Source organism: Metamycoplasma sualvi, assembly GCF_045276925.1.
Lineage (GTDB): Bacteria > Bacillota_I > Bacilli_A > Mycoplasmatales > Metamycoplasmataceae > UBA710.
Map to the genome: position 1 here is coordinate 348,909 of NZ_CP174167.1, position 17,619 is coordinate 366,527.

Here is a 17,619-nt window from a genome sequence, read left to right on the forward strand (position 1 = left end):
TCAATTGATATGAGTTATTCAGTCAATATAATATAGCAGTTTTATTTAATAAAAATTAAAGATTATTTATTAAAGATCATAACTTGCATCAGCGTGAGCTACTTTATCATCTAATTGTCAGTTAAATTCTGATAAAGTTTTTTCAGTAGCTCTAACACCATGTCAGATTCCTGCTGCTCCTTGTTGATCTAAAACTCCATCTTGAGCAAACCCTACAACTGGACTATTTTCTGTAGTTTTAACGTCAAATAATTTTTCATATTTATCACAAATTTCTAATTGTACATTTTTTGGAATTGTCATATTTTTAATTTTAATGTTGTGACCATTTAATTGAATTCTATAAACTACAAATTCTCCACTTGGATATTTTTGCATTTTTAATTTTGGATTTGCAACATCATCAAAAACAAAATTATCTTCTGTTACATTAAATACATAATGTCTTGATTCAAAATTAAATTCTCAGCTTCCTAATTTTTTTAAACCATATGTAATTTTGGCAAAAATTTGTCCTGATTGATAGAATCAAGCACCTTCTTCACCACCTTCTGGCATTGTAAATTTATAGTTATTTTCATCAACTTTGATAACACCTAATGAATAATGAGGTTCTGCTTGATCAAATACTTCTAAATTAACAATTGTATGTGAATCTTTATATTGATCTTTAACTTGAACTTTTAAATTAACTGTTTGACCTGGGGTTGTAACAAGCTCTGTTTGTCCATTTTCAAATGTTACTGTTCCATATTCATCATTGTTAATAATTGTTATTTTGTATTGTTCTTCTGTTGATCTTGTATTTACGCGTTCAACTTTAAATCCTGTACTTACAACTTCTTGAGTTTGTTCTTTAGTAGGTTTTAAACCTTCTATATTTTTTAAACTTTCTTTATTAAATGTTGGTACTGAATTAATTAATCCATTTTCTATATGTCTTGTTGGGTGTGCTAATAATATTGCTGTTGGAGTTACAATAGCTGCAGCTCCTAATGCAATACCTGCAGATATAAAAGTAATTTTATTTATTTTTTTCATAAAAATCCTCTTTTCCAGATTTTAATTTTGTGTTTGTAATTCATTAAAATCTTGTTTTTTCTTGCACACCTATATTATAACTCTAAAAACAAATTAAAATTTTTTTTCTCAAAAGCGCATCATTTAAAAACATCATAAAACAATTAATTTGTTTTAAAAATTTAATTATCATGAAAAAAAATTTAAAATAACAAAAAAATTAATCAAAATAAATTAATTATTTCTTTATTTGTTTCTTCATATTATTAATGAGACCATTTACAATTACATCTTTCTCAAGCACAACTTGAGATACTAATCCAGGAGAAAATCTAGAAAATCCTGTAAATTATCCTATTGAACCTATTAATATATATTATTTTTTATTTATGATCCACATATATATAAACAAATGCCAAGAATAAATATCAACACAACTGTTGGTATTAATTTTGCAATAGAACATAAGGATTCATATATTAGTTATATTGAGGAGTCTATTTATTATGTGAACAAAATGAAATCGCTTTAGGTAGAGTAGATATTGATAAAGTATACAGGAACAGATATTTGATATTTATTAAAATTTGATTTTGATTGAGATGTTAGTCAATCTAGTTTTTTTATGGGTATTGATTGTAGCAAAACAGGAGATGGCAAATTAAAATTTCAAGCTCCATGAGATTTTGATATACCCTTTGGAATCGTTCAATCTTATGAAGCTTATTATTATGCTAATAATTCATATGTAGCCAATTCTTGCAATCCTTAATTATTTTTATTATATGAATCAAATAAAGTTAAAGAAAAAATTAAAGAAAAATGATTGGGCATGAATGAAAATAAAGTTGTAGATTCATTTTGATTAACAACAACTAATAAATAAAATAATTTAATAATTCATTTTTTCTTCAAATTCTTCTAAATTACCTCTAAATATAAATGAAGAATTACTATTAATTTCTAGAATAACATTAGCTTCTTTAATTAAAGCTCTATTATATGTTGTAAAAATTGCAACTGATTGATATCTATTTATAGCTTCTATTACTGCATCAATGCTTTCTGAATCTAAATGATCTAAAGGTTGATCAAAAATAATTACATTAGAATCTCTTAACATCATTTTTGAAAACATTAATCTTGCTTTTTCTCCTCCTGATAACTTGGTTACATCTTTAAAAACACTATCTCCACTAAAAAGCATTTTTCCTAAAAATGATCTCATTCTCTGATCAGATATATCTTTGTTTTCTTCTAATTCATTATCAATAGGTCATAATCTTAATCAATCAATCATAGGTAAACTTTTTTGAAAAAATTCTGAATTATTTGAAGGGAAATATTCTATTTTAATTGTAGAACCTCAATTAAAACTACCTGTATAATTTTTTTCTTTTCCTACTAATATTTCTAAAAATTTGGTTTTAATAATATCATCTTCACCTATAATGGCTAATTTATCACCTGGTTTTAAATTAAAAGAAATATTATTAAATAAATAATTACCATCACTATCTTTGTAACCTAATTTATTAACTTCTAAAATTTGTTTTCCTGTATTTCTATTAATTTCAAATCTAATAAAAGGATATTTTCTAGTAGAAGGAACAATTTCATCTAATGTTATTTTTTCCAATGCTTTTTTTCTAGAAGTAGCTTGCTTAGATTTGGAAGCATTAGCTGAAAAACGAGCAATAAAACTTTGTAATTTTTCAATTTGTTCTTGTTTTTTCAAATTTGATTGTTTTTGTAGTTCAGCCATTAATTGAGAAGATTGTTTTCAAAAACTATAATTACCTGTAAACATTTTGGCTTTTCCAAAATCAATATCTACAATATTAGTACAAACTTCATCTAAAAAATCACTATCATGAGAAACAACAATTACTATTTTTTCATAATCATTAATAAAATTAATTAATCACTTAATTGATTTTAAATCTAAATGGTTGGTAGGTTCATCCATGATCAAAATATCAGGATTACCAAATAAAGCTTTAGCTAATAATACTTTAACTTTTTCAGTTGATTTTAAATCTTTCATCTCTAAATTAAATTTACTCTCATCAATTCCTAAACCACTTAGTAAAATATGAGCATCATTTTCAGCATTTCATCCACCTAATTGACCAAATAATTCTTCTAGATCGGCAGCCCTAGAATAATCTTTTTCATCTGAATTAGGATTCATATATATAGCATCTTTTTCTTCTTTTATTTTACTTAATACTTCATTACCTTTAATAACCAAATCTGTAACAACATAATCATTATATTTAAAGTGATCTTGCTCCAAAGTAGATATTCTTTGATTTTTATCAACATAAACTTCCCCTGAAGTAGGTTCAATTTCACCTGATAATATTTTTAAAAATGTAGATTTACCAGCTCCATTAGCTCCTATTATTCCATAAGTATTACCTTCTGTAAATTTTAAATTAACATCTTGAAAAAGTTTTTTATCTATAAAAATTTTAGAAAGATTTCTAACTTCAATCACTTAATTCTCCTTAAATTTTGTATATAGAATACAATAATTTGTAAAATTATTATAATATAAGTTTTGTAAAAATAACTTAGAGAAACTATTTCTATTTTAAATAATTTAATTATTTAGGATCAAAATTTATTTCTTGAGTTAAATCACAAATTTTATTAATAGTTTTTTCTACTTTAATTTTTTCTAAATCTTTAATTTTAAATCATTGTTTTTTTAATTCATTTATTGAAAAATTAGAAGTAAAACAACATGTTTTTTTGTTTTTAAATCGATAATCTAAAATTTGATAAATAATAGATAAGAATCAATTATTCATTTTTTCTTGACCTAAATCATCAATTAATAATAAATCGACTTCTTTGATTTTGCTAATAACTTCATAATTTAATTCATTATTTTTTTCAATATTTTTTAAAAGAAAATCCAATAAATCTAAAGAAGTTAAAAAAATAATGCTCTTGTTATTTTTAATTGCATAATTAGCTAAAGAATTTAAAAAAAGAGTTTTACCTGTATTAAAACCTCCATAAATATAAATTCCTTGATGATATTCTTTTTTTAAAAATTTTTTTGTAAAAGAAACAGTTCATAAAGCAATTTTTTTTCGATCAAAATTTTTTAATTTTTTATTTTTTCAATAAAAAATATTTTCATCAAATTTATTTTCATCACTTTCTTTAGGATTATCTCATCTTAAGTTGTAATTCATATTAGATAAGTAATATAATCAATTTAATCTTTTGCTTTTTATTTCAATATTAGCATTATTATTAATTACTGAAATAGCAATAACATTTTTATCATCATAGATTTTGATTTTGGTGATATATTCATATTTTTCAATATTTTTATTTTCATCAATGATATTCATAAAATAAGGATATGCTGAAAGAATTTGATCTTCATTTAAATTTAGTTCTGTAATGATTTCTTTGATATGTTTATTTTTAGTAATTGATGATAAAAAATTTTTTTCCATTAGAACATTCCTTTAATATCTTCATCTTCAAAAATATCATCAATGTTTTGAATATTATGATTAAAACTATCTTGAGAGCAATTGATTGATGATTGATTTTTAAAAAATGATTGATTTGTTTGTTGCATATTTTTATTTTTATAAATTACAACATTTTGTAATTCATTTTTTACTTCTGAAAATGATTTGATAGATCTTTTAATAAAATCATGAGCAATTTTTAAAATATAAGCATGAATAATTTGTTTGTTAATTAAAATAGAAAAATCAATAAATAAATTAATAGTATTATCTCCAAAACCTAATTTTAATAATGAATTTATTAATTGGATATCATATGTTGTAGGATTTCTCTTAGTAATATATTTAATAAAATTAGTAGCATGCAGTTTTAAAACATTTTCTTCATGATTTTGATATGTTTTTATATTTAATTCTAAAGTGTCATATAAAATTTCATCATCATTTAAATTATCATTAAAAAATTCAGGAAAAACATCTTGATATTTTTTGGAAATATTGATGTAATTCACTTTGTTCAAACTAACTTTTTTTCTATCATGATAGATATTTTCATATTCTTCATAACCGATTATTTTGATTAAATGATTTTTTAATACAGGATTTTTTTCAAATAAATTAATATCATTAGGTTTTAATAAAGAAAATATCTTAATATGATCTTCTTTTTTTTCCAAAGTATTAATTAAACCAATAGCTTCCAATCTATCTAAATTTCTTTGAAATAAATTAGGATCTATACTCATCTTTTTATAAAAAAGATCTAAATCAAAAAGCTGTCCTTCACTTTTTTGAGCTAAATCTGCAAAAACCTCATAAATAACAGCACTATTAGCCCCAATTATAGGTAAATAAAGGGTTCTTAAGTTATTATAGTCATCATTAGTGATCTTATTAGGAGATTCAACTAAAAACACTATTTTGTCCATAATAGCTCCTTTTATTCCCTTTAAAACAACTTATTTTTGAGTTATATATGCTTATTTTACCAATAAGATTTTTTCATATTGAAAAAGATAATAAATTTACTTCTTTTCACAACTTATCTACATATTTTTTCCACATTTGTAATTAAAATTACACTATAAATTATTAATAAATTATCTCTATTTTCCACATTGTGAAAAAGTCTAAAAATATTTTTTAACCCCAATTTTTAAACTAAAAATTGAGCAATAAATTGAGAAAAAAAATTATTTTTTTTAGATTATGATATATTTATTAATTAATAAATATTATGAAAAAGAAAAATCAACAAATTTCTATATCTGATGAAAATATAGAGTCCTATCTAAAAACAAATAAAGATTTTGGGCTTTCTAATAATGAAGTTTTAGAAAGAAGAGCCAAATTTGGATTAAATATTTTAAAAAAGGCAAAAAGAGAATCATTTATTGTTGCTTTTTTAAAGACATTAATTTTTGAAATGATGTCTTTACTTCTATTTATCACAGGGTTAATTGGATTAGCTCTTGCTATTTATCAAAATATTAAAAATAGTCCTACATATGTCATTGCTTATGTTGAAGCAGGAGTATTGTTATCAATTGATATTGTTAATGGTTTGTTTGGTACTATTCAAGAACGAAAAAGTACTAATGCAATTGAAGAATTAGAGAAAATGTCTTCACCTACTACTAAAGTATTAAGAGAAGGTAAAATCATTCAAATTCCATCAAAAGAAGTGGTTATAGGGGATATTATTATAGTAGAAGCCGGAGATACAGTAAGTGCTGATGCTATTTTATTTTTTGATTCTCATCTAAAAATATCTGAATCTATTTTAACTGGTGAATCTGAAGCAGTTTTAAAAGATGCTGATTTTAAATCACAACCAACTGATGCTATTGGAGATCAAAAAAATAAAATTTTTTCTGGAACTAATGTTTTAAATGGAAAAGGTTATGGAATTGTTTATGCTATTGGTAATAAAACTGAAATTGGCAAAATAGCTAATTTATTAAATGATAGCCAACAAATGTTATCTCCATTACAGTTAAAATTGCAAAAATTAGGAAAATGATTAGGAATTTTTGGAATTGTTTTAACTTTAATTACTTTCTTATTCTCTTTATTTGTTATCGAAAATATAATTAATAACCCAAATATAGTAGCAGCAATTCAATCTTCTTTATTATTAGCAATTTCTTTAGCAGCTATAGCAATTCCAGAAGGATTAACAGCTATAGTGACAATTATTTTGTCAATTGGTGTTAAAGAAATGACTAAAAAACATGCATTAATTAAAAAACTACCATCAGTAGAAACATTAGGTTCTACTTCAGTTATTTGTTCTGATAAAACAGGAACTTTAACAATGAATAAAATGACTGTAACTAAATTATGAACTGAAAAAGACCAAGATGATAGCATTCAAATTAATGAAAATAAAAAAGAAATGTTGATTAAAGCGGCTTTATGTACAGATGCTGTTATTGATGAAAATCCAGATAAAAGTAAACGTAAATTAGCAATTGGAGATCCTACTGAAATTGCAATTTTACAATTAGCCTTTGATAATAAAATTTCAATTTTAAATTTAAAAAATGAATTTAAAAGAATTGGTGAAATTCCTTTCGATTCTGAAAGGAAGTTGATGTCTTCTATTCATTTAATCAATAATAAAAAAATATTAATTGTAAAAGGTGCCCCTGATGTACTTTTTAAAAAATGCAAAGCTTTTGATGTCAAAAAAGCTGAAGGAATCTATAATAAATGATCTAATGAAGCAATTCGTGTTTTAGCAATTGCGCAAAAAGAAATAACTACTAATGAAGTTCTTGAAGATATTAATCCTGAAGATTATGAATTTGATTTAAATTTTATTGGTTTAATTGGTATGATTGACCCTCCACGTGAAGAAGTGAAAATTTCGATTAAAGAATGTATTTCAGCAGGAATTAAACCAATTATGATTACAGGTGATCATTTAAATACTGCTCAAGCAATTGCAAGAGAATTAGGGATTATCAATAGCGAAAGTGATTTAGCAATCACAGGAACAGAATTGGATGCGATGTCAGATGAAGTATTCATTAACAATATTGAAAAATATTCAGTTTATGCTCGCGTTAGTCCGGAAAACAAAATTAGAATTGTTAAAGCATGACAAGCAAAAGACCAAGTTGTTGCAATGACTGGAGATGGAGTTAATGATGCTCCAGCATTAAAAGCGGCTGATATAGGTTGTGCTATGGGAATAACAGGAACTGATGTATCAAAACAAGCAGCAGATATGATTTTAATGGATGATAATTTTTCAACAATTGTAGAAGCTGTTAAATTGGGTAGAAATATTTATGAAAATATTAGAAGAATTACAAAATTTTTACTTTCTTCAAATATCACAGGTATTTTTTCAATTGTTTTTGGAATGATTATTTTCTACTTTATTTTTGATCTTGGAGGATGAGGAAAAATTACTCCTGAGCAATTACAAGGAATTCCAGAACAATATAGATTGCAATATGCAGATGAATTAAATCAAAATATTAAATTTCAATCAACCATTACTACTATTCTAATTTTAATTCATCACATGATTATTGAGACGTTTCCAGGTGTAGCCTTGGGAGCACAACTCACAACAACTAATTTAATGAATCAAAGACCAATATCAAAATATGAATCTATATTTGCAAGAGGATTAATTGGTCAAATCATGTTATATGGTATCTTGCATGGTGTATTTACAATTATTTCATTTATTTTGGGTGTGCAAATAGCAATTTCTACAGGCGCTCCTTTATTAAGATTTAATTATGGGATTATTACAACATTCTTAACATTATCAATAGGTGGAGTCTTAAAATCAATTGTTATGTGTTCATCAAATGTAATTTGAAAACAAAAATTTAGTGAATGCAAATGAATTTACTTAAGTTCTTTAATTTCAATTTTCTTAATTATTCTTGTAGTATCAATTCCTCAATTAACTTGAATTTGTGTTGAAGATCCTAATTATCAATTACAAAACACAGGAGATTTACCGCTTGATTTAATAGAAGCAGCTGTTAATAATTTAAAAGGTAATATTTCAAGAAATGACTATTTTGATGTAAGTGTTTACCTAGTAGGAACTGGATTTGGAATTTTAACTTTTATTTGTTTAGAAATATTAAAATATTATGAAAAGTTATGAACTAAAAATGATAAAACTAAAATTAACGGATTTGAACTAATAAAAAGACCAAAAAAATTTAGCTTCAAAAATTAAGGAAGAATATGGCTATTTCAAAAACAAATAAAAATCGTAAATATGTTGCAAATTATTTTTTTATTGCAGAAGAAATTATTAAAAAATTTAAACCAGATGTTATTGTAACTATGCAATTTTTTCAGAGGAAAAATGATGTTATTTTAGCAGGTATTGATGAAGCTTTGAGATTTTTAGAAGAAAATACTGATACTACAAAATACACAATTAAATACTTACCTGAAGGAACATTAATTAATAATTTGGATGTTGTTTTAGAACTAGAAGGAAAATATCAAGAATTTGGCATTTTTGAAGGAGTAATAGATGGCATTTTAGCTCGTTCTACTTCAATTGCAACAAATAGTTATCATTGCAAAAAAGCTGCAAATGGAAAGCAAGTTATTTATATGGGTGATCGAGGAGATCATTATATTAATCAAGAAATTGATGGACATGCTGTTGAAGTGGGTGGACTTGTAGGACATTCTACAATGGCGGGTTCTCGAAATAATCCTGATGTTATTTTTGGTTCTATTCCTCATGTTTTAATTCAACATTTTAAAGGGGATTTGTTAGCAGCAATGCTTTGTTACAAAGAATTATTTCCACAAGAAAAAGAATTGATTGCTCTAGTAGATTATTCTAATGATGTAATTAAAGATTCTTTAATTGTCTTAGAAGCATTTGGGCAACAATTGCATGGAGTAAGGGTAGATACATCAAAAAATATGATTGATCATATGTTTGATAATGAAAAAAATCGTGACCAATATAAAGGTGTTTGTGTTGAACAAATTAAAAGACTAAGAAAAGCTTTAGATGAAAATGGTGGAAAACATGTCAAAATTATTGTTTCTTCAGGGTTTGATCCTGAGAAAATAGCACATTTTGAAGCTTCTAAAGCTCCTGTTGATGCTTATGGTGTTGGAGATTATATTTTAAAAATCAATCATCAATATACTTGTGATGCTGTAAAAAATAATCATCAATTAGAAGCTAAAGAAGGTCGTAAATATAATCATAATGAAAATCTAAAACTATATCAAAGAAAAAAATAATATTTTTTATTATAATTTTATCTATAAAAGTTTATGAAAAAGAAAGTTGCTTTAGCTTGTGAAGTTTGTCATAAAAAAAATTATTATGAAAACAAGTCATCAATAGAGCGTTTAGTAAAAAACAAATTTTGTAAAAATTGTGGTTCTCATCAAATACATAAGGAAGAAAAATAATGGAAGAAAATAAAGAGTATCAAGAAAACATAGTAAAAAAAGAAGAAACAAAAAATAATGATAAAGAACAAATTCTTGATCAAGAAAAAAAAGAAAGCATAATTCATGAACCAGACAAAACTAAAGCATACCCAATAAGAAATTTTGTTAAAGAATTAAAGAGAATTACATGACCAACATCTAAAAAAAATTGATTATATTTTTTTTTAGTATTTGTGTTTATAATATTTTTAGTAATTATCTTTGCTGCAGTATCTTGATGCACAAATCAAATATGAACTATGATAGGAGCTAATTAAAATATGAAAAAAGAATGATACATGATTTCAATTATCACTGGAAAAGAAAAAAAGATTATTGAAAGTTTAAAAAATAAAATTGAAACTGCTAATATGCAAGATTTATTTGAAGAAATAAAAGTTTTTTGAATTCCTACAATTAGTTCTAAAGAAACTATCAAAAAAGCTCAAGGAAAAGATTATAAAATTAAAGAAGAAAACTTATACAAAGGTTATATTTTCATTAAAATGGAAATGACAGATGAAGCATGATTTTTAGTTAGAAATACAGAATATATTACAGGATTAATAGGTTCTAGTGGTGGAGGATCTAAACCAACTCCAATTTCAAATAAAGAATTTGAAAAAATGGTTAAAAGACAACAAGAAAAAATTAATGAATTTAATTCAATTGAATACAAAAATCCATATCAAGAAGGAGTTGTTGTAAAAATTAAAGAAGGAACATTCAAAGATGAAAGAGGAGTAATTATTGAAACTAATTTTGATAATTTATCAGCTGTAGTTGAAATTATAACTTTTGGAAGAAAAGTACCTGTAGAATTCCCATATAACAATTTACAAATAATTAAGGAAGATTAATATCTTGTGAGAAAATTCAAGCATCTTTTAAGAAATTTTTTATCTTATATAATAGATAATAAAAAAACTATCATTATAAATTATGTTGTTTTTTTATCTTTAATTTTTGTTTTATTATTAATTGATTTATTAACTAAACAATATTTATTTGATGAAGGTAATTCAAATCAAATTACTTATCAAAATTGATTATTTGGTATAAGAAGCTATCCAAACCCGGGTTTAACAGTCTTTGGTGATGCAAAAATTGATATTGTTTTAGTTTCTACTATCAATATTTTTATTTTAATTGTCTGTTTAATTTCTTTAATTTTTTGAAAAAACATCTTATTATCAATTTTTATTGCATTTATTTTTTCAGGATCATTAGGTAATACTGTTGACCGACTAGCTTTTTCCTATGTAAGAGATATTATTTTTACACCATGATTAGATAAAGGAACATTTAACTTTGCTGATATGGATGTTATTATAGGAAGTTTTGGATTTCTAATTACTATATTAACTTTATATTTAATACCTTATTTTAAAAAATAAACAAAGAAAGGAAGATCAAAATGAATAATCATAAAGAAAAGAAAAAAATAGGATTTATTTCTGCTTTTTCTATTTGTTTTACATCAATAGTAGGAATAGGGATTTTCTTAAAAAATGCTGCAGTTGGTGCAAATGTTGAAGGAAATGGAATAGCATGATTATTTTCATGAATTATTACAGGATTATTATCAATTTTATTAGCATTTCATTTTGGAAAAATTTCTGCTATTAAATCAAAAAATGGAATTACAGGTTTGAATTTATGAATTCATGAAACAACAGATGTTAAAAATACTTGATTTAAGAAAATATCTTCTATAAATTATGGATTATTTTATCATCCAATTTTATTGATTTCACTATCATTTTTTACTACAGAATTTTTTATAGAAATTTTTAAACCGGTTATTAATGTAGAAATCCATTTAGGAATATATGCAATAATTACTATTTGTTTCTTAGCTTTTTTTGTTTTAAACAATTATTTTTCTATTAAATTTAGTAGTCATATTTCTTTTGTTACTTCAATTTTAAAAATAATTCCTTTAATTATGGTTATCATCATTGGAATATCTTTTTTTAATCAACATAATTCTGGAGGTACTAATGGTTTTCAAATTACTATTAGTCCTGATAAAGCAATTCAAGGAATAATGCTATCAATTCCAGGGGTTTTATTTTCATTTGATTCTTTTATTGGGATTGGTTCTTGATCTAATAATATTAAAGGTGGAGAAAAAGCTGTATCTAGAGTTATTATTTTTGCATTAGTTTTTGTTACTGTTATTTATTCTTTAATTTGTATAGCTTCTATTTTTCATTACAATTCTGATAAAACTACTATCTTAAATGTTCTTTTAGATTCTTTACCTCAAAATGTTAAATTGGGAATAACTATTTTTATTACTATTACTATTTTTATTTCAGCTTTTGGGACAACTAATTCTATTTGTGGTTCAGCTTTACATGAATATAATAATCTAGTGATTCGTGAAAATATCTTTTTCATTAACAAAATAAAATCAAAATTTAATAATAGCAAAAGTGCTTTAATCTCATTTGTATTAGTAGTTTCTTTTTGATCTTTAATTATTTTAATTCCTTCAATTATTATTAATCATGATGGATTAATTGATGGATTTTCTAATTTAGTAGTAGTGGCAATTTTTCCAATATATGCTTATTTAATATTTTTATATTGAAAAAATATTTATTTAAAATCCAATAAAAATAATAAATATCGTCATTGATACGCAATTGCAGTTTGGGTTGCTTTGATTTGGGTTTTATTAGCGATTGGTTTAAATATTTACTTTGTGCTTGAAGCTGCTATTAAATCATGAAATGCTTCATATGATGGATGAGGATTATCTGTGACTCAAGGTATTCCTATTAATAATTTAAATGTTTTAATTTTATATATAGTTTTCTTTGCTATTTTCTTTTCATTTCCATTTATTAATTTTAAAATTATTGAAAAAAGGAAAATGCGTCAAAGTTAAATTTAAATATTCAACATTATAAAAAAATAATTATAAGCAGTTTATACTATAATATAAATTTGTAATGTTAACGAATTTATATATTAATATTGGTAATACAAATACACTTTTTGGATTTTCATTAACAAATAATATTAATGAGTTAAAAACTCATAAAATTAGTACAGAACAATTGAAAAATTCTGATTATTCAGAAGTATTAGATCAATATATAAAATCTTTAACAGATGAATTAATAGAAATTAATAAGATATATATAAGTTCAGTTGTCCCTTCAATCAATGATAGTATAGAGCAATACTTTTCTTCTATAGGTAAAGAAATTCATTTCATTTCATATCAAGATTTTCCTCATATTGATTTATCTAATTTATATAATCCATATCAATTAGGAGCAGATTTATTAGCTCAAACTAATTATGTAAATAGTTTTGTAGAAGAAGCAATTGTAGTTTCGGCAGGAACAGTATGTGCCATTTACCATATTAAAAATAGCAAATTTTCAGGTTGCATTATTTTAGATGGTATTAGTCAATCAATGAAAAATATTGCTCGAAATACAAATATTCAAAATATTGAATTAAGTCATGTAGAACAATTATTAGGATTTAACTCTAATGAAGCAATATCAATAGGATTAATTAATAATGTTGAAAACATTGTCAAAAAATTACAAAAAGAATTAAACACAGATTGCCCTATTATTTGTTCGGGTGGAGATAGTCACTATTTTTCTACAAATAAATGATGATTTATTGATAATCTAGAAATTATTGGTCTTTTCATTTTAGATCAAAATCAAAATAAAGAATAAACTTGTGAGAATAAAATATTTTGTTATAATAATCATTGAGGATTTACTCCTTGATATTTATTTTATAAATATCCATTTGTAAAGACCATAAGGAGGTCAACATGTCAAAATATGAAATTATGTTGATTCTTGATCCTACTTCAGATGAAAAAGTAATATCTGAAATTGTTAAGTCAACTTTTAAATCAAAAGAAGCTCAAATTGAAAAAATGGAGCGTACAGATTTAGCATATGAGATCAATAAATCAAAAACTGCTAATTACTTTGTTGTTAATGTTAGTGCAACAGGTGATGAAATTAACGAATTTACAAGAAAATCAAATATCACAAAAAGTATTTGAAGAATCATGAGTATAAATTTAGATACTGAAAAAGGGTTGCAAAGAAAACCTAAAAAATTCAGAAAACATAATCCAGAAAGAATGAATCAAGAAAATAATTCAAATTCTGAAAATAAAATTCCTAAAAGAAAAAGCTTTAATTCTGAACAAACAAAAACAGAAAAGGTAAAAAAAGATAAAAAATAATGAATTTAAATAAAGTAATATTGATTGGTCGTTTGTCTCAAGATATTGTGATGCAAGAATCAAAAAGCAATATCAATTATGTAAGAACTAATTTAGCAATTACAAGAGACAATCAAGGTCGAAATAGCGAAGAAATAACTGATTTTATTCCGGTAGTTGCTTTTGGTAATAATGCAACATATATGAGTCGCTTTTTTGGCAAGGGAGATTTAGTAAATATTGTAGGAACCATCCAATCTTCTCAATATACTACTAAATCGGGGGATATTGTTTCTTCATTATCAATTGTTGTTGAACAAATTAAATCTTTAGAACCAAGATCTATTACTCAAGCTAGAAATAGTCGTAAAAATTCAACTATCGCTCACACTGGAAATGAATCATCAATTAATAATTTAAATCAACCTACTTTCTATGAAGAAGATCAAAAAAATGAATTAACAGAAGATGATAATAATCCTTGAGAATTGGATTTTTAATTAATTTAAGGAGAACTAAGTTATGTCATTAATAGTAAAAAAAACATTAAATAATAAAAAGAGAAAAAATTCTAAAAGAAGACCTTGTATGTTTTGTTTAGATAAAATGGAATATATTGATTATAAAAATGTTGAAGTTATTTCTAAATTTATTAATATTCATGGAAAAATTTTATCTTCAAGAGTAACAGGTACATGTGCAAGACATCAAAGAGGATTAAGCACAGCTATTAAAAGAGCTCGTATTATGGCTTTAATCCCATTTATTTCTGAAAGAATAAGAAGATAATAATAAATTTATATCAAAAAGAAAACATAAAAAAAGCCCAACTAGGAGCTTTTTTTATTTACTATCAAATTATGTATAATCAAAAAAATATTACTTTAGGTCTTTACAAATAAATTATTTTTTATGATTTGCATTTTTTCTAAAATCATCTTTATGAAAAGATTCAAGAACACTTAGTCTTTGATCAACTTTTTGATTAAATTCCTTTTGTTCTTCTATAAAATCAACTACTGAATTATTAAATTCCTTTTGTTCTTTAACAAATTCATTCATATCTTTCATAAATTCAGTCACATCTGACATGAACTCTAATACTTTATTTTCAAAAGATGATTTTTTCACTTTATCTTTATCTCCAGTAATTTTAATTTTATAAGATTTCTTTGTTTCTTCTACTAATTCAATTTTAGGATCATTAGATAAATTTAACAATTCATTCATTCTCTTCTTGTTGATAATTGACATGATTTAAATTTTATCAAAGTTGAAATAGAAATTTATTCCTAATTTTCTTGTAATATTTTAATAAATTATTTTTTATGATTTGTATTTCTTCTAAAATCATCTTTATGAAAAGATTCAAGAACACTTAGTCTTTGATCGACTTTTTGATTAAACTCCTTTTGTTCTTTATTAAATTCCTTTTGTTCTTCTATAAAATCAACTACTGAATTATTAAATTCCTTTTGTTCTTTAACAAATTCTTTCATATCTGACATAAACTCTAATACTTTATTTTCAAAAGATGCTTTTTTCACTTTATCTTTATCTCCAGTAATTTTAATTTTATAAGATTTCTTTGTTTCTTCTACTAATTCAATTTTAGGATCATTAGATAAATTTAACAATTCATTCATTTTTCTCTTGTTGATAATGGACATGATTTAAATTTTATCAAAGTTGAAGTTGAAATTTAATCCTAATTTTCTTTTATAAAGTTACCAAAATGAATACCGATAAATAAAAAACCAGAGATTTCTCCCTGGCTGTCCTTGTAAAATATAAAAAACCGAAAAGGACAACTAAATTATATGAAACTTCAATTTATATTTGAAAAAGAATTAGAAAAAATTAATTTAATTTTTGCATTAATGAATCAAATATCTGATTCTTCTCAAGAAAACTTTATTCCAAAAATGATGAAAAGATATGAATTCATCTCAAAAGCAACAAATTATTCTGTTGAAACAATTAGAAAAATGCTTTTTAAAACTAAAACTTATTGTTATAAAAAAATAAAAAATTATTCTTATAAACTATATTATTATGATTCAAATATTTATCTTAATAGATTAAATAATAAGAGAAAAAAATTAGAAATAATAAAACAACAAAATTGCTTATCTAAACACTTAGAAGTTGCTAAATTGATAAGAACAGTAGCTAAAGCAACCGGCAATAAAACTTCTGCCAAAACCTTATCCAAGATAATCAAAGAGAAATTAGGATTATATTATTCTCCAAAGCATTTATATCACTTAATTAGGCAAAATAAAATAAGTGGAGTAACATTAAGAATATTTCCATACCTAAAGCATGGTAAATACTATAAAAAACCCCATAAAATAGGCAAAAGAGTAATTGCAATACCCATTGATCAAAGAGATGAAATTATCAATAAAAGAATTAGATATGGTGATGTTGAAGTAGATACTGTAGAAGGAACTAAAACTGATAATAAATATCTTTCTACAATGATTGATCGAAAATCTAGAAGATTATCCATAACTATTTATGAAAATAAACAAAGTGATGAATTTTTAAAAGCAGTAGAAAATAACATCGAAAATATGAATCAAGAAATCAAATCGATTACATCAGACAATGGAACTGAAAATTATGACCTAGTTAAATTAAATATTCCATGATTTTCCACTAATCCATATTCTTCTTGACAAAAAGGTTCAATTGAACAAAAACATAAGCAAATAAGAAAATTTATTCCAAAAGGCAAATCTTTCAAAAATTTAACCCAAGATGATTGTGATCTAATTGCACTTGTAATTAATGCAGAAACTTATTTACAAAATACTAGTAAATACAAATTGGGAACCACCGTTACTCAAGAAGAGCTACAAAAATACTTTAAATTATTAGAAAAGAAAGACACCCACCGAATATTTCAACTTTGATAAATATTGTAAAATTATGAAATACAAGGAATTATCGGTATTGAAATTGGTAATTTTATACCTAATTTTCTTTAATTTTTTTCTTTTGTTATTTAGTCGCAAAAGATAAATATTTACATCATAATAATAGATCTTGTAAGAATAATTTTTTATTCTATAAAGAATCTGATAATTTGTTCATAATGTAAAGATAAAATTAATTTTTTCTAATTCTTTTTCAGATATAAATTGAAGCACCATATAATTTAAGTGTCCTTTTTGTCTTTATTTATTTTACAAGGACAACCAGGGAGAAATCTCTGGTTTTTTATTTATCGGTATTTAATTTGGTAACTTTATATAATTAATTTTGGTGTTATAATGTATATTGTTACATTTTAACAAAAGGAGGGTAAATATGAAATTAAAACAATTATTAATTAGTAGCAAGTATTGCTGCTAAAATCCCAAATTGTAATCACAATCGCAACACTAATTAATTTATAAAATTATTAGAGGTTGGATT

20 protein-coding genes are annotated in these 17,619 nt (G+C 23.9%); 13 read left to right on the forward strand and 7 right to left on the reverse strand.

Features of this window, described 5'->3' with window-relative positions:
* Positions 1 to 69: 69 nt before the first annotated feature.
* Entirely contained in the window at positions 70 to 1,041 is a 972-nt protein-coding gene (locus ACJA29_RS01650; protein WP_406602886.1) for a hypothetical protein, read from the reverse strand.
* 523 nt (positions 1,042 to 1,564) lie between these two features.
* Between ACJA29_RS01650 and ACJA29_RS01655 the strand changes: the two genes are divergently transcribed.
* Positions 1,565 to 1,792 (forward strand): hypothetical protein, encoded by a 228-nt coding sequence (locus ACJA29_RS01655; RefSeq protein WP_406602887.1) that lies wholly within the window; start codon positions 1,565 to 1,567, stop codon positions 1,790 to 1,792.
* Here ACJA29_RS01655 and ACJA29_RS01660 read toward each other — a convergent pair.
* The 4 genes from ACJA29_RS01660 to ACJA29_RS01675 all read right to left on the reverse strand — a co-directional run bounded on the left by ACJA29_RS01660 (position 1,789) and on the right by ACJA29_RS01675 (position 5,452).
* Positions 1,789 to 1,935, reverse strand: a complete 147-nt coding sequence (locus ACJA29_RS01660; protein ID WP_406602888.1) for a hypothetical protein — start codon at positions 1,933 to 1,935, stop codon at positions 1,789 to 1,791. The two genes, ACJA29_RS01655 and ACJA29_RS01660, sit on opposite strands and share 4 nt — an antisense overlap.
* Positions 1,913 to 3,523, reverse strand: a complete 1,611-nt coding sequence (locus ACJA29_RS01665; RefSeq protein ID WP_406602889.1) for an ABC-F family ATP-binding cassette domain-containing protein — start codon at positions 3,521 to 3,523, stop codon at positions 1,913 to 1,915. Before ACJA29_RS01665 ends, ACJA29_RS01660 begins: the two co-directional genes overlap by 23 nt.
* Before the next feature lie 109 nt (positions 3,524 to 3,632).
* Positions 3,633 to 4,502: an ATP-binding protein gene (locus ACJA29_RS01670; protein ID WP_406602890.1), complete on the reverse strand. Its 870-nt coding sequence runs from the start codon at positions 4,500 to 4,502 to the stop codon at positions 3,633 to 3,635.
* Positions 4,502 to 5,452, reverse strand: coding sequence for a DnaD domain protein (locus ACJA29_RS01675; RefSeq protein WP_406602891.1), 951 nt, complete (start codon positions 5,450 to 5,452; stop codon positions 4,502 to 4,504). The genes ACJA29_RS01670 and ACJA29_RS01675 overlap by 1 nt, the downstream gene beginning before the upstream one ends.
* 308 nt (positions 5,453 to 5,760) lie before the next feature.
* Between ACJA29_RS01675 and ACJA29_RS01680 the strand changes: the two genes are divergently transcribed.
* The 11 genes from ACJA29_RS01680 to rpsR all read left to right on the forward strand — a co-directional run bounded on the left by ACJA29_RS01680 (position 5,761) and on the right by rpsR (position 14,982).
* Positions 5,761 to 8,739, forward strand: a complete 2,979-nt coding sequence (locus ACJA29_RS01680) for a cation-translocating P-type ATPase (protein WP_406602892.1) — start codon at positions 5,761 to 5,763, stop codon at positions 8,737 to 8,739.
* A gap of 8 nt (positions 8,740 to 8,747) precedes the next feature.
* Positions 8,748 to 9,779 carry a nicotinate phosphoribosyltransferase gene (locus ACJA29_RS01685; protein ID WP_406602893.1) on the forward strand — a complete coding sequence of 344 codons (1,032 nt, stop codon included), beginning with the start codon at positions 8,748 to 8,750 and terminating at the stop codon, positions 9,777 to 9,779.
* A 33-nt stretch (positions 9,780 to 9,812) separates the two neighbouring features.
* Entirely contained in the window at positions 9,813 to 9,953 is a 141-nt protein-coding gene (gene rpmG, locus ACJA29_RS01690; RefSeq protein WP_406602894.1) for a 50S ribosomal protein L33, read from the forward strand.
* Positions 9,953 to 10,252 (forward strand): preprotein translocase subunit SecE, encoded by a 300-nt coding sequence (secE, locus tag ACJA29_RS01695; RefSeq protein ID WP_406602895.1) that lies wholly within the window; start codon positions 9,953 to 9,955, stop codon positions 10,250 to 10,252. The genes rpmG and secE overlap by 1 nt, the downstream gene beginning before the upstream one ends.
* A gap of 3 nt (positions 10,253 to 10,255) precedes the next feature.
* Positions 10,256 to 10,834 carry a transcription termination/antitermination protein NusG gene (nusG, locus tag ACJA29_RS01700; protein ID WP_406602896.1) on the forward strand — a complete coding sequence of 193 codons (579 nt, stop codon included), beginning with the start codon at positions 10,256 to 10,258 and terminating at the stop codon, positions 10,832 to 10,834.
* A 6-nt stretch (positions 10,835 to 10,840) separates the two neighbouring features.
* Positions 10,841 to 11,371, forward strand: a complete 531-nt coding sequence (locus tag ACJA29_RS01705; RefSeq protein ID WP_406602897.1) for a signal peptidase II — start codon at positions 10,841 to 10,843, stop codon at positions 11,369 to 11,371.
* Between the two features lie 20 nt (positions 11,372 to 11,391).
* Positions 11,392 to 12,873: an APC family permease gene (locus ACJA29_RS01710; RefSeq protein WP_406602898.1), complete on the forward strand. Its 1,482-nt coding sequence runs from the start codon at positions 11,392 to 11,394 to the stop codon at positions 12,871 to 12,873.
* Positions 12,874 to 12,937: 64 nt separating this feature from the next.
* Entirely contained in the window at positions 12,938 to 13,687 is a 750-nt protein-coding gene (locus ACJA29_RS01715; RefSeq protein WP_406602899.1) for a type III pantothenate kinase, read from the forward strand.
* Positions 13,688 to 13,788: 101 nt separating this feature from the next.
* Positions 13,789 to 14,214 carry a 30S ribosomal protein S6 gene (gene rpsF / locus ACJA29_RS01720; RefSeq protein ID WP_406602900.1) on the forward strand — a complete coding sequence of 142 codons (426 nt, stop codon included), beginning with the start codon at positions 13,789 to 13,791 and terminating at the stop codon, positions 14,212 to 14,214.
* Entirely contained in the window at positions 14,214 to 14,693 is a 480-nt protein-coding gene (locus ACJA29_RS01725; protein ID WP_406602901.1) for a single-stranded DNA-binding protein, read from the forward strand. Before rpsF ends, ACJA29_RS01725 begins: the two co-directional genes overlap by 1 nt.
* A gap of 46 nt (positions 14,694 to 14,739) precedes the next feature.
* On the forward strand, positions 14,740 to 14,982 hold the full coding sequence (gene rpsR / locus ACJA29_RS01730) for a 30S ribosomal protein S18 (RefSeq protein ID WP_406602969.1): 243 nt from the start codon (positions 14,740 to 14,742) through the stop codon (positions 14,980 to 14,982).
* A 114-nt stretch (positions 14,983 to 15,096) separates the two neighbouring features.
* On the opposite strand, the gene ACJA29_RS01735 is transcribed toward rpsR, so the two are convergent.
* Complete coding sequence (locus ACJA29_RS01735) at positions 15,097 to 15,447, reverse strand: hypothetical protein (protein WP_406602902.1); 351 nt, start codon at positions 15,445 to 15,447, stop codon at positions 15,097 to 15,099.
* Between the two features lie 65 nt (positions 15,448 to 15,512).
* Positions 15,513 to 15,863 carry a hypothetical protein gene (locus ACJA29_RS01740; protein ID WP_406602903.1) on the reverse strand — a complete coding sequence of 117 codons (351 nt, stop codon included), beginning with the start codon at positions 15,861 to 15,863 and terminating at the stop codon, positions 15,513 to 15,515.
* Between the two features lie 150 nt (positions 15,864 to 16,013).
* On the opposite strand from ACJA29_RS01740, the gene ACJA29_RS01745 reads away from it, so the two are divergent.
* A complete protein-coding gene (locus tag ACJA29_RS01745; protein WP_406602904.1) occupies positions 16,014 to 17,117 on the forward strand; it encodes an IS30 family transposase in 1,104 nt (367 codons plus the stop codon).
* The last annotated feature ends 502 nt before the right edge of the window (positions 17,118 to 17,619 follow it).